Source organism: Pseudomonas sp. PI1 (genome assembly GCF_000812405.1).
Lineage (GTDB): Bacteria > Pseudomonadota > Gammaproteobacteria > Pseudomonadales > Pseudomonadaceae > Pseudomonas > Pseudomonas citronellolis.
In genome coordinates this window covers 40,510-61,971 of record NZ_JWMC01000016.1, presented here as the reverse complement: position 1 = coordinate 61,971, position 21,462 = coordinate 40,510, and the positions used below count along the sequence as shown (strand labels likewise).

Sequence of the window (21,462 nt, the reverse complement as noted above, 5' to 3'; positions counted from 1 at the left end):
CTGTGCATGGAATGCAGGGTTATGCACAGGCCGGTTATCCCCGGTTTTGACCACTGGGTTGTCTACGTAGCTATACGGTAGTTTTCCACAGGGTTCAGGGCGGCATGTGAATAGGTTGATCCAGGCCAGATTCCACGGTGGTTTCGTTGTTTACGCCGATAGATCAATCCACAAGCTGCCAGGGATATGGGCAAGGAAAGGGGCTATCCACAGGCCATTTCTTCCTGTGTTCAAACCAGGACGTGAGGAACGGGCACGGCTCTTCGTAGGAGCGAGCTTGCTCGCGAACCCCTGGGAATGAGTTCCTGGACAGAAGCGAGCGTGTACCATCGCCACTCTTCACCCGAACCAAGACAGCCAGTCATGAGTGAATACCAGTACTACGAATTCGCAGCCATCGATCGGCCGCTCACCCCGCAAGAGATGGCCGAACTGCGAGCCAGGTCCGGTCGCGCCGTCATTACTCCGACCGCTTTCACCAACCATTACAACTGGGGTGATCTCAACGGCGACCCGGATGAGTGGATGCGGCGCTATTTCGACGCCTTTGTCTATTTCGCCAGTTTTGCCAGCTGCCGGCTGTCGTTGCGGCTGCCCAGGTCCGCCCTCCCGGCGGAACGGGTATTGCCCTTCGCCATCGCCTCCTTCAGTTTTTCCATCGTCGCCAGCGATTCGCATTGGTGCTTCAACTGGATGCTCGACGAGACCGAGAACTTCGATCGTTTCGCCGTGGACAATGGCACGCAGTGGATGCCGCGCCTGCTGCCATTGCGGGAGGAATTGCAGGGCGGCGACCTGCGCCCGCTCTACCTGGGTTGGCTGGCGGATGCGCCTTTCCTGGAAGCTGAGGATGAGGAACCCGAGGTCCCGCCAGGCCTGACGGAGTTATCCACAGCGCAGCAAGCCCTGGTGGAGTTCCTCGAGATCGACCCGGACCTGCTGGACGCGGCTGCGGAGCCATGCGCTGGGACCGCCAGGCGCCGCGTGGCCGAACTCTGTGAACGCGCGGAGGCGATCGCTTCGGCCCGTTAGCGAAGTTACTGGAGAGTTTGTTTTCAGGCGCAACTATCCGGAATTTCCGGATAGTTGCCTCAGGCGCGAGCTCATGACTGGCAAAGATGTTCTTCAGGTGCTCGCTGACGGTGCGCACATCCACCCCGAACAGTTCGGCCATCAGCTTCTGAGACAGCCACAGGGTTTCGTCCTCATAGCGGGCCTCGATGCTCTGTTCGCCGGCTTGGCCAGTGAAGATCAGGAACTCGGCCGTGCTGTTGCGGATCAGTTTTTTGCCATTCATCCCAGTACCCCTACGCAGTCATCACTTCGACCAAGCGTTCGACAGTGATTCAGCCTGCTTCAGCACCAGTTCCCTCTGGCTTCAGGCAGGCCAGTACAGTCGCTTCAGCGGTACGATTCGTTTGGTTTCGGCGTCGGTGGCGTCATAGTGTTCGATCAGGGCGCGCACCACATGGTCCAATGTCCACATTGCCAGCGGGATGGAGGCGCGCTCCGCTTCATACTGAGCCTCTTTGGTGAAACCGCCGGTACTGACGTATAGCCCGCGATCATCCTTGTGGCGGCCGCCCAGGAAGCTGCGAATCTCCTGGCTGCCCATTTGCCCCTTGCGGTGCTTGACCTCCACGACGATGCGCGGGTGCTCGAAGCCGAAGCCATCGGGCGAGGCGACTATGTCTTTGCCCCGGTCGGAACCAGGCGGCGAGACCTGGGTTTTGTAGCCCATGGCGCGCAGAATGCCGGCGACCAGTTGCTGCATGTCGTCCCAGTCGAGCTCGTTGACACGGTCCTTGATGCGCTCCAGGGCTTGGGAGTCGATATCGGCCAGCGGGTCGACGACGGCTTCTTCGGTTTCCTCTTCTGTTACCGGCACCGGCTTACCCTTCAGCGCCGCCAGTACTTCGGAAGCGGCAGCGGGCGGCACTTCGAACAGCGTCAGCGTCGAGCCCAGGCTGTTCTTGGTGCTGGCGCTGAGATTGTCACGAGCCAGTTCCTGGGGTTGCCAGCGCACTTTGCGTGCCAATGGCATGCCTTGCTCAACCCATTCAGGATGGTGTTCGGAAGGCCCGTTGACTTGACCCACCATGTAGGTGCGGTTGGCTGGGGAATAGGTAATGGCCCAGTCCCCGTCCTGAATCTCATTGACGAAGCGCCACACTTGCGAGGCGCCAGAGATCACGGAACCTTGCTTCATTTGCGGCTCGGCCGATTGGTACAAGGCGATCAGTTGCTTGCGGGCAATTCCCGGTTTAGCTTGCGCCGAGATTTGTCGCCAGCCGATCGCTGCAATTCCGTGTTCTCTGAAGGCTTCATACAGACTTCCGCCTTCACCGCGTACCATCCACATCCGCGCCATACACGATCCTTAAAGATTTGCAGATTAAAGAGGGATGATGAGGCGCTCTACTTTACGGGGCCGATCGATATCATCAAGCCTCACTTCCCGATGCAGAAGCTGGAGAAGATCCGCCCCAGCAGGTCATCGGAGCTGAACGCCCCGGTGATCTCGCCCAGGGCCTGCTGGGCATGGCGCAGGTCCTCGGCGAGCAGTTCGCCGGCGCCGGCGAGCAGCAGTTGGGCGTGGCCGTGGTCGAGGTGCTGGCCGGCCTGGCGCAGGGCTTCCAGGTGGCGGCGGCGGGCGCTGAAGCTGCTTTCGGCGGTCTGTTCGAAGCCCATGCAGGCCTTCAGGTGTTCGCGCAGCAGGTCCAGGCCGTCGCCGGAGCGTGCGGAGAGAGTCAGGGTAACGTGGCCGTCGGCGCTTTCCTCGATGCCCACCGGGCTTGTGGATAAGTCGGCCTTGTTGCGGATCAAGGTGACTCGCGCCGGGTCCGGGCGTTCGTCGAGGAATTCCGGCCAGAGGGCGAAGGGATCGGCGGCCTCCGGCGCGGTGGAGTCGATCACCAGCAGCACCCGGTCGGCCTCGCCTATGGCCTTGAGGGCGCGTTCCACGCCGATCTTTTCCACATGGTCCTCGGTGTCGCGCAGACCGGCGGTGTCCACGACGTGCAGCGGCATGCCGTCGATGTGGATATGTTCGCGCAGCACGTCGCGGGTAGTGCCGGCGATGTCGGTGACGATGGCCGCCTCGCGCCCGGCCAGGGCGTTGAGCAGGCTGGACTTGCCGGCGTTGGGGCGGCCGGCGATCACCACCGTCATGCCGTCGCGTAGCAGCGCGCCCTGGCCGGCCTCGCGCAGCACGCCGGCGAGTTCCGCGCGGACCTTGTCCAGTTGCGACAGCACGTGGCCATCGGCGAGGAAGTCGATTTCCTCCTCGGGGAAGTCGATGGCCGCCTCGACGTAGATGCGCAGCTGGATCAGTTGTTCGGTGAGCTGGTGCACGCGCCGCGAGAACTCGCCCTGCAGAGAGCGCACGGCATTTCGCGCGGCCTGGGCCGAGCTGGCCTCGATGAGGTCGGCGATGGCCTCGGCCTGGGCCAGGTCGAGCTTGTCGTTGAGGAAGGCGCGCTCGCTGAACTCGCCGGGGCGCGCCTGGCGCGAACCCAGCTCCAGGCAGCGCTGCAGGAGCATGTCCAGCACCACCGGGCCGCCGTGGCCGTGCAGTTCCACCACGTCCTCGCCGGTGAAGGAGTTCGGCCCGCGGAAGAACAGCAGCAGGCCTTCGTCGATCACCTCGCCCTGGTCGTCGTAGAAGGGCCCGTAGTGGGCGAAGCGCGGCTGCGGCTCGCGGCCGCTGAGGCTGATGGCGATGGGCAGCGCCCGCGGCCCGGAGACGCGGACGATACCCACGCCGCCCCGGCCCTGGGCGGTGGCGACGGCGGCGATGGTTTCACGGGCTGCGTTCATGGCTTTCCTCCGGATAGCAGAACGCCCCACGAGGGGGCGTTCTGAAGGTGGTTCGACAGCGCGGGGATCAGGCGGCCTTGGCCTTGCTCGTGGCGCGTTCGATCTGCCGGGTAATGTACCACTGCTGGGCAATGGACAGGCAGTTGTTGACCACCCAGTACAGCACCAGGCCGGCCGGGAACCACAGGAAGAAGAAGGTGAAGACGATCGGCATCAGCTTCATCACCTTGGCCTGCATGGGGTCCGGCGGGGTCGGGTTGAGCATCTGCTGGACCAGCATGGTGGCGCCCATGATGATCGGCAGGATGAAGAACGGATCCTTCACCGAGAGGTCGGTGATCCAGCCCAGCCACGGGGCCTGGCGCATCTCGACGCTTTCCAGCAGTACCCAGTAGAGGGAGAGGAACACCGGCATCTGCACCAGGATCGGCAGGCAGCCGCCCAGCGGGTTGATCTTCTCCTTCTTGTACAGCTCCATCATCGCCTGGGACATCTTCTGGCGATCGTCGCCGTGCTGTTCCTTGATCGCGGCCATCTTCGGCGAGACGGCACGCATGCGCGCCATCGACTTGTAGCTGGCGGCGGACAGCGGGAAGAAGGCCAGCTTGATGACGATGGTCAGCAGGATGATCGACCAGCCCCAGTTGCCGACCAGGCCGTGGATGTGTTGCAGCAGCCAGAAGATCGGCTGGGCGATGAACCACAGCGGGCCGTAGTCGACGGTCAGCTCCAGGCCCGGGGACAGCTCGCCCAGGTACTTCTGCAGCTTGGGACCGGCATACAGGGTCAGGCTGGTCTCGCCCTTGGCACCGGCGGGCACGCTGAGGGTCGGGCCGGTGAAGCCGACGATGTAGTTGCCCTGGGCGTCCTTGCGCGTCATCACGTTGTGGGTGTCGCCCTTGGCGGGCACCCAGGCGGTGACGAAGTAGTGCTGCAGCCAGGCTACCCAGCCGCCCTGCAGGGTCTGCTTGAAGGGCTCCTTGTCCATGTCCTTCATGGACACTTTCACGTAGGGCTTCTCCGGGGTCCAGACCGCGGCGCCCAGGTAGGTGGACACGCCGGTGGCGGTGGTGGACGACGGATCGGCGCTGGCGTCACGCTTGAGCTGGGCGAACAGCGAGGCGCTCCAGGGCTTGGCGCTCTGGTTGTCGATCAGGTAGGTGACGTCGATCTGGTAGGCGTTCGGGTTGATGCAGTCGAGCTTCTTCTGCGCCTTTTCCTTGTCGCTGCAGTCGGTCTTCAGGCCGCGGTGGAAGGTGAAGCGCTTGATGTAGCTGACACCGTCGCGGGCGAAGTTCAGATCGACCACCAGTTGGTCCTGGCCATCGGCCAGCTGGTACTGGGGCTTGGCGCTGCTGTACAGCGGGCGGCCGGCGACGGCGGCGTCCGGACCGTCGGTGCCGGTCAGGCCGCTCTGCGCCAGGTAGGTGCGCTGGCCATGCTCGAACAGGGCGAAGGGCAGGTCCGGGCGATCCTGGCGCATCGGGTACTGGGTCAGGCCCAGTTGCACCACGTCGCCACCGCGCGGGTCGATGGCCAGGTCGAGGACGTCGGTCTTCACCTGGATCAGCTGGCCGTTGGCGGCTGCCGGTTGCTGGGCGCTGGGCAGCCCGGTTTCGCCGCTCTGGGCGGTCGGTACGTCGGCGCTGGCAGTGCCGCCGGCCGGCACGGAAGTGTCCGGAAGGCCTTGGGGCTGCTGGTTGAACGACGCGGTCTGGGCCGGCAGTTCAGGCTGACCGTAGTCCTTGTTCCACTGGAGAACCAGCGCATAGGACACGATAGCCAGGGCGACGATGAGGATCGAGCGTTTGATGTCCATGGTTACTCGGCCGTCGAGGATGGGCGGTGCTTGGAAGTGGCGGGCGGCACGGGATCATAGCCACCGGGATGCCAGGGATGGCAGCGGCCCAGGCGACGCAGGGCCAGCCAGCCGCCGCGCAGGAAGCCATGGTGTTCGATGGCTTCGTACGCGTAGCAGGAGCAGCTGGGGTGAAAGCGACAGTGACTGGCCATCAAGGGGCTGATGGCGTAGCGGTAAAACTGGATGAGAAGCAGCGCCAGTCTACGCATGGGAACTGTCGGCGACCCCCGGAGGTTCGGTTGCGCTTTCCGGCCGGGGTCGGTTGCGCAGCAGGCGTTTGAAGAGCTTGCCGAATTGCTGGTGCAGTTCGGGGTTCTGCAATTCACCCAACCCCTTGCGCGCAATGACCACGATGTCCAGGCCAGCCAGGGCTTCCTGGTTGTGCCGGAACGATTCGCGGATCAGGCGTTTGAGGCGGTTGCGCTCGACGGCGAGCTTGACGTTCTTCTTGCCGATCACCAGGCCGAGGCGGGGGTGATCCAGAGCGTTTTCGCGCGCCAGCAGCAGGACGTGCTTACCGGAAACCTTGGCGCTGGGGGAGTCGAAGACCGCTGTGAAGTGCCGGGCTGTCAGAAGACGCTTTTCCCGGTCGAATCCTCGACTCACCACCTGTGCCGGGCGAATCAGACGGTCAGACGCTTGCGGCCCTTGGCGCGACGACGCGACAGAACCTGACGGCCGTTCTTGGTGGCCATGCGAGCGCGGAAACCGTGGACGCGAGCGCGCTTGAGAGTGCTGGGTTGGAAAGTACGTTTCATTGTTCGGTACCTGGATTGATGACCTGAGGTCGCAGGGACCCCGTTTAAAGAGACCGGCGATTCTAGTGAAAACACCGGTGCAGGTCAATTTCCAACCAGCCGGTAATTGCCCAGCGGCTTTCTGCAGAAATAGAAAGCAAGGAAAAGGTTTCTTAAAAGATGGTGAAAGCGATTGTTACTGGGGAGCGCCAGATCTGTGGATAAGTCAATTCCGGCCACTGTTTCCGCGGTATGGCGGATTTGACGAAGGTGTCGAGAAGCGGTGACCCTCCTGTGCGGCGGCAGTGGATAATCTGGGGAAGAAAGACCGGTTTGTCCACAACGGAAGTTCTCAACAGCTTTCCAGCCTGGTTCATCCCCCATCGGCGCAGGGGTTATCCACAACTTTCAGGGTGCGCCGGCTGTTGCCATGTGCCATCATTAAGGCCTTGATTTTGCTTGCCCACTTGTTGATTTCTCATGTGGATAAGTCGCTAGCGCACGGCTACAATTGCGCTTTCCTTTTCGTTCCATTCCTTTCCAATCTCCTGGGGGATACCCGTGTCCGTGGAACTCTGGCAGCAGTGCGTGGAATTGCTCCGCGACGAGCTGCCATCCCAGCAATTCAACACCTGGATCCGGCCGCTGCAGGTCGAGGCCGAGGGCGAGGAGCTGCGTGTCTACGCACCGAACCGCTTCGTGTTGGACTGGGTCAACGAAAAATACATGGGGCGTCTGCTCGAACTGCTGGGTGAGCGTGGCAATGGGCAGATTCCCGCCCTCTCGCTGCTCATCGGCAGCCGCCGCAGCCGGGCCCCGCGTCCTGCGCTGATGCCGCAGAGCCACGCGATGCCCGCGCCGACCATCACCCCGCCGCCCTCGCCGGCGCAGGTGCGCGCAGCCAAGGCCCAGGCCTACCAGGCCGAGGCACCGGCCCAGGCCGAAGCGGCCAGCCGCGTGCAACAGATGCAGCTCAACGTGCAGGAGCCGATGCCCGACATCGACGAGTCCAGCCCGAGCATCGACCCGCTGGCCGCCGCAGCGGCCATGCCTGCGGCGCCGGCGGTGCGCACCGAGCGCAACGTGCAGGTGGAGGGCGCGCTCAAGCACACCAGCTACCTGAACCGCACCTTCACCTTCGAGAACTTCGTCGAGGGCAAGTCCAACCAACTGGCCCGCGCCGCGGCCTGGCAGGTGGCGGACAACCTCAAGCACGGCTACAACCCGCTCTTCCTTTATGGGGGCGTGGGCCTGGGCAAGACGCACCTGATGCACGCCGTGGGCAACCACCTGCTGAAGAAGAACCCGAACGCCAAGGTCGTGTACCTGCATTCGGAGCGCTTTGTCGCGGACATGGTCAAGGCCCTGCAGCTGAACGCCATCAACGAGTTCAAGCGCTTCTACCGCTCGGTGGACGCCCTGCTGATCGACGACATCCAGTTCTTCGCCCGCAAGGAGCGTTCCCAGGAAGAGTTCTTCCATACCTTCAACGCCCTCCTGGAAGGCGGCCAGCAGGTGATCCTCACCAGCGACCGCTACCCGAAGGAGATCGAAGGCCTGGAAGAGCGCCTGAAATCGCGCTTCGGCTGGGGCCTGACGGTGGCGGTGGAGCCGCCGGAACTGGAAACCCGCGTGGCCATCCTGATGAAGAAGGCCGAGCAGGCGAAGGTGGAGTTGCCGCACGACGCGGCATTCTTCATCGCCCAGCGCATCCGCTCTAACGTGCGCGAGCTTGAGGGGGCCCTGAAAAGGGTGATCGCCCACTCCCACTTCATGGGCCGGCCGATCACCATCGAGCTGATCCGCGAGTCGCTGAAGGACCTGCTGGCCCTGCAGGACAAGCTGGTCAGCATCGACAACATCCAGCGCACCGTCGCCGAGTACTACAAGATCAAGATCGCCGACCTGCTGTCCAAGCGCCGTTCGCGCTCGGTGGCGCGTCCGCGCCAGGTGGCCATGGCCCTGTCCAAGGAACTGACCAACCACAGCCTGCCGGAGATCGGCGTGGCTTTCGGTGGTCGGGACCACACCACGGTGCTGCACGCCTGTCGTAAGATCGCTCAACTGAAGGAATCCGACGCGGACATCCGCGAGGACTACAAGAACCTGCTGCGTACGCTGACCACCTGAGGCCAAGCTGCAGCCCCACGAGGCAAGGGATTAGACCATGCATTTCACCATTCAACGCGAAGCTCTGTTGAAACCCCTGCAACTGGTCGCTGGTGTGGTCGAACGCCGCCAGACGCTGCCGGTTCTGTCCAACGTACTGCTGGTGGTCCAGGGCCAGCAGCTGTCGCTGACCGGTACCGACCTCGAGGTCGAACTGATTGGCCGCGTCACCCTGGAAGAGCCGGCCGAACCGGGCGAGATCACCGTTCCGGCGCGCAAGCTCATGGACATCTGCAAGAGCCTGCCCAGCGACGCGCTGATCGACATCCGCGTCGACGAGCAGAAGCTGCTGGTGAAGGCCGGCCGTAGCCGCTTCTCCCTGTCGACGCTGCCGGCCAACGACTTCCCCTCCGTGGAGGAAGGCCCGGGCTCGCTGACTTTCAGCCTGGTGCAGAGCAAGTTGCGCCGCCTGATCGACCGCACCAGCTTCGCGATGGCCCAGCAGGACGTGCGCTACTACCTCAACGGCATGCTGCTGGAAGTCTCCAGCGGCACCCTGCGCGCCGTGGCCACCGACGGCCACCGCCTGGCCATGTGCTCCTTCACCGGCGGCGTGCCGGAAGCCCAGGACCGCCACCAGGTCATCGTGCCGCGCAAAGGCATCCTGGAACTGGCGCGCCTGCTCACTGAGCAGGACGGCCAGGTGGACATCGTCCTCGGCCAGCACCACATCCGCGCCACCACCGGCGAATTCACCTTCACTTCCAAGCTGGTGGACGGCAAGTTCCCCGACTACGAGCGCGTGCTGCCCAAGGGTGGCGACAAGCTGGTGATCGGCGACCGCCAACTGCTGCGTGAAGCCTTCAGCCGTACCGCGATCCTCTCCAACGAGAAGTACCGCGGCATTCGCCTGCAACTGACCTCCGGCCTGCTGAAGATCCAGGCGAACAACCCGGAGCAGGAGGAAGCGGAGGAAGAAGTGCAGGTCGACTACAACGGCAGCAGCCTGGAAATCGGCTTCAACGTCAGCTACCTGCTGGACGTACTGGGCGTGATGGGCACCGAGCAGGTTCGCATGATCCTCTCCGACGCCAACAGCAGCGCCCTGCTGCAGGAAGCCGACAACGACGACTCCGCCTATGTCGTCATGCCGATGCGTCTCTGACCTTCACTGAATGTCACTGACCCGCGTCTCGGTCACCGCGGTGCGCAACCTGCACCCGGTGACCTTCTCCCCCTCCCCTCGCATCAACATCCTCTACGGCGAAAACGGCAGCGGCAAGACCAGCGTGCTCGAAGCCGTCCACCTGCTCGGCCTTGCCCGCTCCTTCCGCAGCCAGCGCCTGCAACCGGTCATCCAGTATGAACAGGCCGCCTGCACCGTCTTTGGCCAGGTTCAGCTGGCCAATGGCATGACCAGCAACCTGGGTATTTCCCGGGAGCGCCAGGGCGAGTTCCAGATCCGCATCGATGGCCAGAATGCGCGCAGCACTGCGCAGCTGGCGGAAACCTTGCCGCTGCAACTGATCAACCCGGACAGCTTCCGCCTGCTGGAAGGCGCGCCGAAGATTCGTCGGCAGTTCCTCGACTGGGGAGTGTTCCACGTGGAACAACGCTTCATGGTCGCCTGGCAGCGGCTGCAGAAGGCGCTGCGCCAGCGGAACTCGTGGCTCCGACATGGTAGACTGGACGGTGCTTCGCAGGCTGCCTGGGACCGCGAATTGTGTACTGCCAGCGACGAAATCGATGGCTATCGGCGGTCCTATATCCAGGCCCTCAAACCGGTCTTCGAACAGACGCTGGGCGAGTTGATCCAATTGGACCAGCTCACCCTCAGCTATTACCGCGGCTGGGACAAGGATCGCGAGCTGAGCGAGGTATTGAACGGCAGCTTGTTGCGCGACCAGCAGATGGGACATACCCAGGCTGGACCGCAGCGAGCCGATCTACGAATTCGCCTGGGCGGGCATAACGCGGCGGAGATCCTGTCGCGGGGGCAGCAGAAACTGGTGGTCTGCGCCCTGCGTATCGCCCAGGGGCACCTGATCAATCAGGCCAAGCGAGGACAGTGCGTCTACCTGGTGGACGACCTGCCCTCGGAACTCGACGAAAAGCACCGGCGTTCGTTGTGCCGGTTGCTTGAAGACTTGGGTTGCCAGGTATTCATCACCTGTGTCGACCCTGAACCTTTGAAGGACGGCTGGCGAACGGATACGCCGGTTGCGATGTTCCACGTGGAACATGGGCATGTCTCTCAGACCACCCTCGGGAGTGAAGAATGAGCGAGAACAACACGTACGACTCTAACAGCATCAAGGTGCTGAAGGGGCTGGACGCGGTACGCAAGCGTCCTGGTATGTACATCGGCGACACGGACGACGGCACCGGCCTGCACCACATGGTGTTCGAGGTGCTGGACAACTCGATCGACGAGGCCCTGGCTGGCTACTGCAGCGAGATCAGCGTCACCATCCACACCGATGAGTCGATCACCGTCCGCGACAATGGCCGTGGCATTCCGGTCGATATCCACAAGGAAGAAGGGGTTTCCGCGGCCGAGGTCATCATGACCGTGCTGCACGCCGGCGGTAAGTTCGACGACAACTCCTACAAGGTTTCCGGTGGCTTGCACGGTGTGGGTGTGTCCGTGGTGAACGCGCTCTCCGAGGAGCTGCGCCTGACCATCCGCCGCGAAGGCAAGGTCTGGGAGCAGATCTACCGTCACGGCGTGCCGCAGTTCCCGCTGCGCCCGGTGGGCGAGACCGATGGCTCGGGTACCGAGGTGCACTTCAAGGCCTCCAACGAGACCTTCACCAGCATCCATTTCAGCTGGGACATCCTGGCCAAGCGCATCCGCGAGCTGTCCTTCCTCAACTCCGGCGTGGGCATCCTGCTGCGCGACGAACGTACCGGCAAGGAAGAGCTGTTCAAGTACGAGGGCGGCTTGCGCGCCTTCGTCGAGTACCTGAACACCAACAAGAACATCGTCAACCAGGTGTTCCACTTCAACACCCAGCGCGAGGAAGACGGCGTTGGCGTGGAAGTCGCCCTGCAGTGGAACGACAGCTTCAACGAGAACATCCTCTGCTTCACCAACAACATTCCGCAGCGTGACGGCGGTACCCACCTGGCGGGCTTCCGCTCCGCCCTCACCCGCCACCTGAACAACTACATCGAGCAGGAAGGCCTGGCGAAGAAATACAAGATCGCCACCACCGGCGACGACGCCCGTGAAGGCCTGACCGCGATCATTTCGGTGAAGGTGCCGGATCCGAAGTTCAGCTCGCAGACCAAGGACAAGCTGGTGTCCTCCGAAGTGAAGACCGCGGTGGAACAGGAAATGGGCAAGTACTTCGCCGACTTCCTGCTGGAGAACCCCAACGAAGCCAAGGCCGTGGTCGGCAAGATGATCGACGCCGCCCGCGCCCGCGAGGCCGCGCGCAAGGCCCGCGAGATGACCCGCCGCAAGGGCGCGCTGGACATCGCCGGCCTGCCGGGCAAGCTCGCCGACTGCCAGGAGAAGGACCCCGCCCTCTCCGAGCTGTACATCGTGGAAGGTGACTCCGCGGGCGGTTCTGCCAAGCAGGGCCGTAACCGCAAGACCCAGGCGATCCTGCCGCTCAAGGGCAAGATCCTCAACGTCGAGAAGGCTCGCTTCGACAAGATGCTGTCCTCCCAGGAGGTCGGCACCCTGATCACCGCGCTGGGCTGCGGCATCGGGCGCGAGGAATACAACATCGACAAGCTGCGCTACCACAACATCATCATCATGACCGATGCTGACGTCGACGGTTCGCACATCCGTACCCTGCTGCTGACCTTCTTCTTCCGCCAGCTGCCCGAGCTGGTCGAGCGTGGCTACATCTACATCGCCCAGCCGCCGCTGTACAAGGTGAAGAAAGGCAAGCAGGAGCAGTACATCAAGGACGACGTGGCCATGGAGGAATACATGACCCAGTCGGCCCTCGAAGACGCCAGCGTGCACGTCAACGAAAGCGCCCCGGGCCTGTCCGGCGAAGCGCTGGAGAAGCTGGTCAACGAGTACCGCACCGTCATGCGTACCCTCTCCCGCCTGTCGCGCCTGTACCCGCAGGACCTGACCGAGCACTTCGTCTACCTGCCGCGCATCGACGTCGAGCAGCTGGGCGACCAGGCCGCCATGCAGGCCTGGCTGGAGCAGTACCAGGCGCGCCTGAAGACTTCCGAGAAGTCCGGCCTGACCTACACCGCCAGCCTGCGCGAAGACCGCGAGCGCCACCTGTGGCTGCCCGAGGTGGAGATGGTCGCCCACGGCCTGTCAAACTACGTGACCTTCAACCGCGACTTCTTCGCCAGCAACGACTACCGCTCGGTCACCGAGCTGGGCGCCAAGCTGAACAGCCTGATGGAAGAAGGCGCCTACGTGCAGAAGGGCGAGCGCAAGCGGCCGGTCTCCAGCTTCAAGGAAGCCCTGGAATGGCTGATGGCCGAAGGCACCAAGCGCCACAGCATCCAGCGATACAAAGGCCTCGGCGAGATGAACCCGGACCAGCTATGGGAAACCACCATGGACCCGAACGTCCGCCGCATGCTGAAGGTGACCATCGAGGACGCCATCGCCGCCGACCAGATCTTCAACACCCTGATGGGCGATGCCGTGGAGCCGCGCCGCGACTTCATCGAAAGCAACGCCCTGGCGGTGTCGAACCTGGACGTGTGATGGGTGGGGGCTGACAACGTTGAACGGATATCCTGCTAGACGTTAACTGCCCTGCTGCTCTTGAAAACCCCGGCTCTCCGAAAGGTCAGCCGGGGTTTTTTATGGCTGGTCGCCAGAATGGTTGCTACTGGCGTTGCTCGGTGATCGAGCGTGAATCATCCGGGCTTCTGCAGCCTTGGCTTGTCTAGTCGCTATTGTCGTCGATGGCTATGGCCGGGCCGAACAGCTCCAGGGAACTGGATGCCTCCGCAAAGCGATAGCCCATGGCTCTATAACCCGCCTCCCGCTTGCTCCACATCCGAAGCAAGGCAGGGTGCCCTGCGTCGACGAAGTCGATGATGCGCACGTCAGCCTTGCTCGAATGTTCACGGTGCAATCGCCCTGCATACTGTTGAAGCGTTCCCTTCCAGGAGACCGGCATGGCCAGTATGAGCGTATCCAGGGGCGGATGATCGAAGCCTTCGCCCACCAGCTTGCCGGTGGCCAGGATTACCCGGGGTGCATCGGCAGGCAGGGCCGCCAACCCCTCCATGAGGGCTGCACGCTGTTTCCTGGAAAGCCGGCCATGCAGTGCGAACAGATTCTTGATCTGCCCAGGCAATTTTTCCTCGAGCGCATTGAGATGGTCCGTTCGCTCCGTCAGCACCAGGATCTTCCTCCCCTGGTTGAAGGCAGCAACCACCTCGGCAACGATGCGCTCCGTCCTCTCCGTATCCCTGGCAATCAGCAGGAAGACCTCCTGGATACCCGCCCCTTCTTGCGTAACGATCGGCCTGGACGACCACCGCGGTAGTACGAGCAGATCGACAGGGGCGCTTTCGGGCCTGGCCGCCGTATGCCGTATCGGCCCACACTGCATGAAGATAATCGGCTGCTGGCCATCCCGGCGTATCGGTGTGGCTGTCAGGCCCAGCACATACCTGGCAGGAGCGCTCTTCAGGATGGCCTCGAACGAAAAGGCCGACAGGTGATGGCATTCATCCACGATGATTTGCCCGTACCGCTTCACTTGCTCGTCGACCTCGCCCTTGCGGGATAGCGACTGCATCAAGGCGACGTCGATGATACCCGTGGGCCTTGCCTTGCCTCCTCCGATACTGCCGACAACGGCCTTATCGACGCCGAGGAAAGCCTGCAGGCGCTCTTTCCACTGCTGCAGTAGTTCGGTCCTGTGCACCAGTATCAGTGTGTTCACTCGCCGTCTGGCGATCAGGGCCGAGGCGGTAACGGTTTTTCCGAATGCGGTGGGTGCACAAAGAACCCCCGTCTCGTATTGCGTCACGGCTTCGAGGGCGGCTTCCTGGTCAGGACGTAGCTTGCCTGCGAAGTCGACTTCGATGGGCTGCCCTGCGTAGCGCTCATCCTGAACCACGAGGTCGATGGCATTCTCGTGCAGCAGCGCCCGTACTTCATCGAGGCAGCCCCGAGGCAGGGCAATGTGGCGAGGGAAGTTCTCTGCGCAACCGATGATCCGCGGCTTGTTCCATACTGGCAGGCGCATGGCCTGGGCCTTGTAGAACTCGGGGTTCTGGAAGGCCGCCAACCTGATCAGCTTGTTGACCAACGGCTGAGGGAGTTCCGTCTTTTCGAAATAGATCTGGTTGGCCAGCGTCACATTCACCGAGCTTGGCAGAGGGACGCTCAATTTCCTGGGGGCCGCCGAGGGCTCATGCCAGGGTTTGCGTTCATCCTCATCCGTCACCTCGATGACATCCAGGGGATGACGCCCCTCCGTCGCCTGTAGCGTAGTGGCGGCAATGGCTTGCACGGGCATCGGCTGAAGGCTGGCCAGGAATGCCCATTGATCCGGATAGGGAGCCAGTGCTTCGTCGACGAAGACGCTCCCGCCATGCGCGCGAGCCTGCTTCTGCAGAGGTAAGGCGATGAGGTTGCCAAAGCCGCCCTTGGGCATGCTGTCCTGATTCGGAAACAACCGATCGTAGGACGCCAGCGTCAATTGGCGGGTACGGTCGCAGGTGTGGCTGATGATGGCCGAGCCGAGTTGCCGGGCCTCATGGGCGGGAACCTTGTGTTCGAAGAATATCCAGGCGTGGGCGCCATTGCCGGAACGCGAAACCTCCAACGCAACAGGTACGTTCAGCTCTTGGCATGAGCGGATGAATGCCCGGGCATCGTCTCGCCAATCGGCTTCGTCAAAATCCACTGCTAGGAAATGGCAGGTGTCATCCGGGAGCAGCGGATACACGCCGATCACGATCTCTCCAGCCAGATGCTTGTAGAGCACCTGGTCGGTGAGTGGCAGTAGTTGGCGATGCGAGCAATCCCCGCATTTGATCCGAGGCTTCTGGCATATGCCTGGCCGCCATTCATTGGCACAGGCAGGCGAGTAGCCTGATTTGCCAGCCTTGCTTTCCCAGCGTATGGGGAACACATCGGCCCTGCCGCGGAAAAGACGTTTGAAGAGCGCCAGCTTTGCGTCCGTATCGAGATGCTTGGTTGGCGTCGGGGGACGGCTCGGTCGGCCGTCAGGCAGGCGCCAGTCGATGCCATGGGCTTCCAGTAGCTCGATCAAGCGAGCGTTCTCCGCCCGCAAATGTTCCAACTGATCCTTATCGACCTTCACAATGAAACGACCTTCTTTCGACCTCTCATCGGCCATCAGGTCGTGGGCCTGACGGCAAATCATTACCATAAAGCCAAATTGCCGAGCGGTGGTTGTAATGCTGTTTTTAGGCTCTGCCATGGTTCAGCGAAGGCATCCTGGCTCTGGTTCCGCTCCCTCACCCCAGCCCTCTCCCAGAGGGAGAGGGGGTTGTTCGGAGCAGGCGGAGAGTTCGGCGTCGTCCTGAAGCGCCTGATCGTCCCCGTCACTCTCGCGAGCGAAGGAGCGCGTAGGGCGCATAACCGTTCGCGGTTATCCGCCGTTGGCCGTGCCACCGGGGCGTTCGGCGAGGCTGGTGAGGCCAATCGCGGACGGAGTCCGCTCCTACGCCCGTGCTTCCCTGATGTGTCTTGCCGGTCGCGCCGAGGTGCTCTTCGTAGGATGGGTTGAGCCTGCGAAACCCATGCGGTTGCGGTGATGGGTATCGCTTCGCTCAACCCATCCTACGAGGAGACTCCGTAGGACTCCGTTCGTGATTCGGCGGATATGGCGAGGTCGGGGCGGAGGGCCTCTTCCCTATAGGAAACGCCATGAGGGCAATTGTTGGGCTTGCTCCGAAGCCGCTCTCCGACCAAGGAGGGCGTTTATGCGGAAAACGGCTTCAGAAACCCGCACCGGGCCTTAGCGGAAAAACCGCCTCGGGGTAGCCTGCATCCTCGGGAATACACAGATGGCGGATACCGCCAATTTCCTCCAGCCAAGGCTGCTCGCTACCCGCGCGTCGTGCCAGGAGGATGCCGCTCTCCTCGAACAGTTCGCGCAGCCTCGCCACGCGGAAACGCAGTTCGTCGTCGTCCAGGGCATCCGCGCCCAGGCAGTGCTGACGGAGCCGCGCATGGCCGTCGGCCTGTTCCACCTTGCCGCCGGGGAACACCAGGGTGCCGCCGCAGAAGGCCGCCTGGGGATTGCGCAGCAGCATGACGCGGTTCGATCGAAGGCATGGCGAGCGCTCTTCCCTGGGGCCTGCCCTTGAGCTTATAGGCCGCCTGGGACGCGCGTGGAGGGCGTATCGGACAAAATCCAGGGGATGGTTGCCGTATCGCCTCATCGTGCGCCAGAAACGAAAACAGGGCCCTTTTGGGCCCTGTCCTCTGCTGCTCGGGTATGCGCTTCAGGCCACGTCGGCCTTGGGGGTTGCCGGCGCCGGCAGCTCGCCCATCTCGCGCAGCGTCCGCGCCACCCATTCCTCGGCGCGCTGGTTGAGTTCGGCGATGGCGCGCGGGCCCTCGCCTTCGGCGTGCATCGCCGGGCCGATCACCACCTCGATGGTGCCCGGGTGCTTGGCCCAGCCGTTCTTCGGCCAGCAGTGGCCGGCGTTGTGGGCGATGGGCAGCACCGGCAGGCCGGCGTTCACCGCCAGGGCCGCGCCGCCGCGGGAGAACTTGCCCAGCTCGCCGGTGGGGATGCGCGTGCCTTCCGGGAAGATCAGCACCCAGGCGCCCTGCTGCAGGCGCTCGTGGCCTTGCTTGGCGAGCTGCTTGAGGGCCAGCTTGGGCTGGCTGCGGTCGATGGCGATGGGCCTGAGCAGGGCCAGGGCCCAGCCGAAGAAGGGCACGAACAGCAGCTCGCGCTTGAGCACCTGGCTCAGCGGCTCGAAGTAGCCGGAGAGGAAGAAGGTCTCCCAGGTGCTCTGGTGCTTGGAGAGGATCACGCAGGGCTTCTGCGGGATGTTCTCCAGGCCGCTCAGGCGGTAGCGCACGCCGACCATGTGCCAGGCCAGCCAGACGGCGAAGCGGCACCAGCGCTGGACCACGAAGCGGTAGCGCGCGCGGAACGGCAGGAAGGGTGCGATCAGCAGGCTGAGGGTGCCCCAGAGGAAGGCGCTGGCGGACAGCAGCAGGTAGAAAAGAACGGTTCTGGTGGCCTGCACTGTCGACATGGTCAGCGGGTCCTTAGGGCAAGAGGTGGGAAGCGACGGCGGCCAGGTCGTCGAAGACCAGCGTGCCTTCGGGCAGCGGTTTGGCCAGGGTACGTTCGCCCTTGCCGGTTTTCACCAGCACGGGCTGACAGTCGACGGCCAGGGCGGCGTCCAGGTCACCCCGGGTGTCGCCGACGAACCATACGCCCTTGAGCGGAACGTCGTAGTGCGCGGCGATCTGCCTGAGCATACCCGGCTTCGGCTTGCGGCACTCGCAGCCTTCGTCGGGTCCATGGGGGCAATGGACGATCAGGCCCAGTTCGCCGCCCTGCTCCGCCACCAGTTCGCGCAGCCGCGCGTGCATGCTTTCCAGCGTCGCCAGGTCGTAGTAGCCGCGGGCGATGCCGGACTGGTTGGTGGCCACCGCGACCGTCCAGCCGGCCTTGCTCAGGCGGGCGATGGCGGCGATGGCGCCGGGAATGGGAATCCACTCGTCGAGGGATTTGATGTACGCGTCGGAGTCCTGGTTGATGACGCCGTCGCGGTCGACGATCAATAACTTCATAGCTTTAGCCAGAGGCTTGAAGCCGGAAGCTTGAAGCGGGAAGAATTTCCAGCTTCAGGCTTCCAGCCTCCAGCTCCATTACCCCAACAGAGAGATGTCGGCGACGCCGAGGAACAGCCCACGCAGCTTCGCCAGCAGGGCGTAGCGGTTGGCGCGCACGGCGCTGTCGTCGGCGTTGACCAGGACTTCCTCGAAGAAGGCGTCCACCGGGGCGCGCAGGGCCGCCAGGCGGGCCAGGGCGGCGCGGTAGTCGCGCGCCCGGGCCAGCGGCGCCACTTCGCCTTCGGCGGCCGCCACGGCGCTGCCCAGGGCCTTCTCGGCAGCCTCGTTGAGCAGGCCGGCATTCACGCTCTGCGGCACCTCCCCTTCGGCCTTGGCGAGGATGTTGGACACGCGCTTGTTGGCGGCGGCCAGGGCCTCGGCTTCGGGCAGTTGGCGGAAGGCCTGCACGGCCTGCACGCGCTGGTCGAAGTCCAGCGGCGCGGTCGGCGTCAGGGCGCGCACGGCCTGGTACACGGCGACGTCTACGCCTTCGTCCTCGTAGCGCGCGCGCAGGCGGTCGAAGATGAAGTCCTGGACCTGGGCAGCCAGGCCCTCGGCCTTGACCTTGTCGCCGTACTGGCCGACGGCGAAGGCGATGGCCTCGCCCAGGTCGAGGTCCAGCTGCTTCTCGATGAGGATGCGCAGCACGCCCAGGGCGGCGCGGCGCAGGGCGTACGGGTCCTTGCTGCCGGTGGGCAGCATGCCGATGCCGAAGATGCCGACCAGGGTGTCGAGCTTGTCGGCCACCGCCACCGCGGCGCCGGTCAGGGTGCTCGGCAGCTCGGCGCCGGCGCCGCGCGGCATGTACTGCTCGTTCAGCGCCAGGGCGACGTCGTTGGCTTCGCCACCCGCCGTTGCGTAGTAGTAGCCGGCGATGCCCTGCATCTCCGGGAACTCGCCGACCATCTCGGTGGCCAGGTCGCACTTGGAGAGGATGCCGGCGCGGGCGGCGTTCTTCGCATCACCGCCAATGCGCTCGGCGATGAAGGCGGCCAGGGCGGAGACGCGCTCGGCCTTCTCGAACACGGTGCCGAGCTGGGCCTGGAACACCACGTTCTTCAGGCGCTCGTTGAAGCGCTCCAGCGGCTGCTTCTGATCCTGCTTGAAGAAGAACTCGGCGTCGGTCAGGCGTGGGCGCACGACCTTCTCGTTGCCCGAGACGATGTGCTCGGGCGCCTTGCTTTGCACGTTGGCCACGGTGATGAAGCGCGGCAGCAGCTTGCCGTTGGCGTCCAGCAGGCAGAAGTACTTCTGGTTGTCCTGCATGGTGGTGATCAGCGCTTCCTGGGGCACGGCGAGGAAGCGTTCCTCGAAGGAGCACACCAGCGGCACCGGCCATTCGACCAGGGCGGTCACTTCGTCCAGCAGGGCCGGCGGCACGATGGCGCTGCCCTTCTGCTCGGCGGCAAGCTCGGCGACGCGCTTGGCGATGATTTCGCGGCGCTCGGCGAAGTCGGCCAGCACGTGGGCGCTGCGCAGGTCTTCCAGGTAGTTGGCGGGGCTGGAGATCAGCACGTTGTCCGGGTTGTGGAAGCGGTGGCCACGGGATTCACGGCCGGCCTTGCGGGTGAGGATCTCGCACTCCACCACCTCGTCGCCGAACAGCATCACCAGCCACTGCGTCGGACGCACGAACTCTTCGCGGCGGGCGGCCCAGCGCATGCGCTTGGGAATCGGCAGGTCGTTCAGCGAGGTTTCGACGATACCCGGCAGCAGGCCTACGGCCGGCTGGCCGGCAATGGTCTGGCTGAACTTCAGCTTGGGTCCGCTCTGGTCGATCTGCGCCAGGTCCACGCCGCACTTCTTGGCGAAGCCCAGGGCGGCCTGGGTCGGGTTGCCGCTGGCGTCGAAGGCGGCCTGCAGCGGCGGGCCGTCGAGGTTCACGGTGCGGTCGGGCTGCTGCACGGCGAGCTGGTTGATCTGCACGGCCAGGCGGCGCGGCGCGGCGTAGTAGCGGGCGGCCGAGTAGGTCAGGCCTGCGGCCTTAAGGCCCTTCTCGATGCCGGCCAGGAAGGCTTCACCGAGGCTCTTCAGGGCCTTGGGGGGCAGCTCTTCGGTGCCCAGTTCGACGAGGAAATCCTTCGCGCTCATTATTCGGCCTCCTTCAGCTTGGCCAGTACTTCGTCACGCGCCAGCACTTCATCACGAAGAGCGGGGGTGGCCATCGGGAAGCCGAGGCGGGCGCGGGCCTGCAGGTAGCTTTGCGCCACGGCGCGGGCCAGGGTGCGCACGCGCAGGATGTAGCGCTGGCGCTCGGTCACCGAGATGGCACGGCGCGCGTCCAGCAGGTTGAAGGTGTGCGAGGCCTTGAGGACCATCTCGTAGGTCGGCAGCGGCAGCTGCAGCTCGATCAGGCGGTTGGCTTCGCTTTCGTAGAAGTCGAACAGTTCGAACAGCTTCTCGACGTTGGCGTGCTCGAAGTTGTAGGTCGACTGCTCCACCTCGTTCTGGTGGAACACGTCGCCATAGGTGACCTTGCCGAACGGGCCGTCGGCCCACACCAGGTCGTACACCGAGTCGACGCCCTGGATGTACATGGCCAGGCGCTCCAGGCCGTAGGTGATCTCGCCGGTGACCGGGTAGCACTCGATGCCGCCGACCTGCTGGAAGTAGGTGAACTGGGTGACTTCCATGCCGTTCAGCCAGATTTCCCAGCCCAGGCCCCAGGCGCCGAGGGTCGGCGATTCCCAGTTGTCCTCGACGAAGCGGATGTCGTGCACCAGCGGGTCGATGCCGATGGCCTTCAGCGAGCCCAGGTAGAGCTCCTGGAAGTTCTCCGGGTTGGGCTTGAGCACCACCTGGAACTGGTAGTAGTGCTGCAGGCGGTTCGGGTTCTCGCCGTAGCGGCCGTCGGTGGGGCGGCGGCTGGGCTGCACGTAGGCGGCGTTCCAGGTCTCCGGGCCGATGGCGCGCAGGAAGGTGGCGGTATGGAAGGTGCCGGCGCCAACTTCCATGTCGTAGGGCTGCAGCACCACGCAGCCCTGGTCGGCCCAGTACTGTTGCAGGGCGAGGATCAGGTCCTGGAAGGTGCGCACGGCGGGCGTAGTCTGGCTCACGAATTTCACCTGTGCTGGGTATGCGACGAAAACCCCGCAGTATACCCGAAGCCGCGCACCGCTTGGGGTGCGCGCACGTTTTCGGATGAATTC

General features: G+C 63.9%; 18 protein-coding genes. 6 read left to right on the top strand and 12 right to left on the bottom strand.

The window, feature by feature from the left end:
• Window positions 1–363 precede the first annotated feature (363 nt).
• Both RN02_RS33700 and RN02_RS33695 read left to right on the top strand, forming a co-directional pair.
• The gene (locus RN02_RS33700) at window positions 364–1,032 is read left to right on the top strand and encodes a hypothetical protein (protein WP_052267674.1); all 669 of its coding nucleotides are present in this window, start codon (window positions 364–366) and stop codon (window positions 1,030–1,032) included.
• A 73-nt stretch (window positions 1,033–1,105) separates the two neighbouring features.
• Window positions 1,106–1,345 (top strand): hypothetical protein, encoded by a 240-nt coding sequence (locus tag RN02_RS33695; RefSeq protein ID WP_161796237.1) that lies wholly within the window; start codon window positions 1,106–1,108, stop codon window positions 1,343–1,345.
• 33 nt (window positions 1,346–1,378) lie between these two features.
• Here the strand turns inward: RN02_RS33695 and RN02_RS07495 are convergent, their stop codons facing one another.
• The 6 genes from RN02_RS07495 to rpmH form a co-directional block, all read right to left on the bottom strand.
• Complete coding sequence (locus tag RN02_RS07495; RefSeq protein ID WP_009614434.1) at window positions 1,379–2,371, bottom strand: restriction endonuclease; 993 nt, start codon at window positions 2,369–2,371, stop codon at window positions 1,379–1,381.
• 80 nt (window positions 2,372–2,451) lie between these two features.
• The gene (gene mnmE, locus RN02_RS07490; RefSeq protein WP_043313939.1) at window positions 2,452–3,819 is read right to left on the bottom strand and encodes a tRNA uridine-5-carboxymethylaminomethyl(34) synthesis GTPase MnmE; all 1,368 of its coding nucleotides are present in this window, start codon (window positions 3,817–3,819) and stop codon (window positions 2,452–2,454) included.
• A 67-nt stretch (window positions 3,820–3,886) separates the two neighbouring features.
• Window positions 3,887–5,638, bottom strand: coding sequence for a membrane protein insertase YidC (gene yidC, locus RN02_RS07485; protein ID WP_009614436.1), 1,752 nt, complete (start codon window positions 5,636–5,638; stop codon window positions 3,887–3,889).
• A gap of 2 nt (window positions 5,639–5,640) precedes the next feature.
• Window positions 5,641–5,889: a membrane protein insertion efficiency factor YidD gene (gene yidD / locus RN02_RS07480; RefSeq protein ID WP_043270141.1), complete on the bottom strand. Its 249-nt coding sequence runs from the start codon at window positions 5,887–5,889 to the stop codon at window positions 5,641–5,643.
• Entirely contained in the window at window positions 5,882–6,289 is a 408-nt protein-coding gene (rnpA, locus tag RN02_RS07475; RefSeq protein ID WP_009614437.1) for a ribonuclease P protein component, read from the bottom strand. Before rnpA ends, yidD begins: the two co-directional genes overlap by 8 nt.
• Before the next feature lie 14 nt (window positions 6,290–6,303).
• On the bottom strand, window positions 6,304–6,438 hold the full coding sequence (gene rpmH / locus RN02_RS32160; protein ID WP_003100258.1) for a 50S ribosomal protein L34: 135 nt from the start codon (window positions 6,436–6,438) through the stop codon (window positions 6,304–6,306).
• A gap of 540 nt (window positions 6,439–6,978) precedes the next feature.
• On the opposite strand from rpmH, the gene dnaA reads away from it, so the two are divergent.
• The 4 genes from dnaA to gyrB are packed head-to-tail and all read left to right on the top strand — an operon-like array spanning window position 6,979 to window position 13,225.
• Window positions 6,979–8,547 (top strand): chromosomal replication initiator protein DnaA, encoded by a 1,569-nt coding sequence (gene dnaA / locus RN02_RS07470; RefSeq protein ID WP_009614445.1) that lies wholly within the window; start codon window positions 6,979–6,981, stop codon window positions 8,545–8,547.
• Window positions 8,548–8,584: 37 nt separating this feature from the next.
• Window positions 8,585–9,691, top strand: a complete 1,107-nt coding sequence (dnaN, locus tag RN02_RS07465; RefSeq protein WP_043313938.1) for a DNA polymerase III subunit beta — start codon at window positions 8,585–8,587, stop codon at window positions 9,689–9,691.
• Window positions 9,692–9,701: 10 nt separating this feature from the next.
• Entirely contained in the window at window positions 9,702–10,808 is a 1,107-nt protein-coding gene (gene recF, locus RN02_RS07460) for a DNA replication/repair protein RecF (RefSeq protein ID WP_043313936.1), read from the top strand.
• Entirely contained in the window at window positions 10,805–13,225 is a 2,421-nt protein-coding gene (gene gyrB / locus RN02_RS07455; protein WP_043313934.1) for a DNA topoisomerase (ATP-hydrolyzing) subunit B, read from the top strand. The genes recF and gyrB overlap by 4 nt, the downstream gene beginning before the upstream one ends.
• 184 nt (window positions 13,226–13,409) lie before the next feature.
• Here the strand turns inward: gyrB and RN02_RS07450 are convergent, their stop codons facing one another.
• The 6 genes from RN02_RS07450 to glyQ all read right to left on the bottom strand — a co-directional run bounded on the left by RN02_RS07450 (window position 13,410) and on the right by glyQ (window position 21,369).
• A complete protein-coding gene (locus tag RN02_RS07450; RefSeq protein ID WP_052267675.1) occupies window positions 13,410–15,845 on the bottom strand; it encodes a TOTE conflict system archaeo-eukaryotic primase domain-containing protein in 2,436 nt (811 codons plus the stop codon).
• A gap of 604 nt (window positions 15,846–16,449) precedes the next feature.
• Window positions 16,450–16,767, bottom strand: coding sequence for a hypothetical protein (locus tag RN02_RS07445; RefSeq protein ID WP_043313931.1), 318 nt, complete (start codon window positions 16,765–16,767; stop codon window positions 16,450–16,452).
• A 192-nt stretch (window positions 16,768–16,959) separates the two neighbouring features.
• The gene (locus tag RN02_RS07440) at window positions 16,960–17,727 is read right to left on the bottom strand and encodes a lysophospholipid acyltransferase family protein (protein WP_052267673.1); all 768 of its coding nucleotides are present in this window, start codon (window positions 17,725–17,727) and stop codon (window positions 16,960–16,962) included.
• 13 nt (window positions 17,728–17,740) lie between these two features.
• A complete protein-coding gene (gmhB, locus tag RN02_RS07435; RefSeq protein WP_043313928.1) occupies window positions 17,741–18,271 on the bottom strand; it encodes a D-glycero-beta-D-manno-heptose 1,7-bisphosphate 7-phosphatase in 531 nt (176 codons plus the stop codon).
• Window positions 18,272–18,349: 78 nt separating this feature from the next.
• Window positions 18,350–20,404 carry a glycine--tRNA ligase subunit beta gene (gene glyS, locus RN02_RS07430; RefSeq protein ID WP_043313926.1) on the bottom strand — a complete coding sequence of 685 codons (2,055 nt, stop codon included), beginning with the start codon at window positions 20,402–20,404 and terminating at the stop codon, window positions 18,350–18,352.
• The gene (gene glyQ, locus RN02_RS07425; RefSeq protein WP_043313925.1) at window positions 20,404–21,369 is read right to left on the bottom strand and encodes a glycine--tRNA ligase subunit alpha; all 966 of its coding nucleotides are present in this window, start codon (window positions 21,367–21,369) and stop codon (window positions 20,404–20,406) included. The genes glyS and glyQ overlap by 1 nt, the downstream gene beginning before the upstream one ends.
• Window positions 21,370–21,462 lie beyond the last annotated feature (93 nt).

Excerpts from the sequence above, each read along its gene's own strand:
- RN02_RS07440 (WP_052267673.1), bottom strand. The coding sequence starts at position 17,727 with ATGTCGACAGTGCAGGCCACCAGAACCGTTCTTTTCTACCTGCTGCTG.
- mnmE (WP_043313939.1), bottom strand. The coding sequence starts at position 3,819 with ATGAACGCAGCCCGTGAAACCATCGCCGCCGTCGCCACCGCCCAGGGC.
- yidD (WP_043270141.1), bottom strand. The coding sequence starts at position 5,889 with ATGCGTAGACTGGCGCTGCTTCTCATCCAGTTTTACCGCTACGCCATC.
- gyrB (WP_043313934.1), top strand. The coding sequence starts at position 10,805 with ATGAGCGAGAACAACACGTACGACTCTAACAGCATCAAGGTGCTGAAG.
- dnaN (WP_043313938.1), top strand. The coding sequence starts at position 8,585 with ATGCATTTCACCATTCAACGCGAAGCTCTGTTGAAACCCCTGCAACTG.
- RN02_RS07445 (WP_043313931.1), bottom strand. The coding sequence starts at position 16,767 with ATGCTGCTGCGCAATCCCCAGGCGGCCTTCTGCGGCGGCACCCTGGTG.
- rpmH (WP_003100258.1), bottom strand. The coding sequence starts at position 6,438 with ATGAAACGTACTTTCCAACCCAGCACTCTCAAGCGCGCTCGCGTCCAC.
- RN02_RS07450 (WP_052267675.1), bottom strand. The coding sequence starts at position 15,845 with ATGGCCGATGAGAGGTCGAAAGAAGGTCGTTTCATTGTGAAGGTCGAT.
- RN02_RS33695 (WP_161796237.1), top strand. The coding sequence starts at position 1,106 with ATGACTGGCAAAGATGTTCTTCAGGTGCTCGCTGACGGTGCGCACATC.
- gmhB (WP_043313928.1), bottom strand. The coding sequence starts at position 18,271 with ATGAAGTTATTGATCGTCGACCGCGACGGCGTCATCAACCAGGACTCC.
- RN02_RS07495 (WP_009614434.1), bottom strand. The coding sequence starts at position 2,371 with ATGGCGCGGATGTGGATGGTACGCGGTGAAGGCGGAAGTCTGTATGAA.
- glyS (WP_043313926.1), bottom strand. The coding sequence starts at position 20,404 with ATGAGCGCGAAGGATTTCCTCGTCGAACTGGGCACCGAAGAGCTGCCC.
- recF (WP_043313936.1), top strand. The coding sequence starts at position 9,702 with ATGTCACTGACCCGCGTCTCGGTCACCGCGGTGCGCAACCTGCACCCG.
- RN02_RS33700 (WP_052267674.1), top strand. The coding sequence starts at position 364 with ATGAGTGAATACCAGTACTACGAATTCGCAGCCATCGATCGGCCGCTC.
- yidC (WP_009614436.1), bottom strand. The coding sequence starts at position 5,638 with ATGGACATCAAACGCTCGATCCTCATCGTCGCCCTGGCTATCGTGTCC.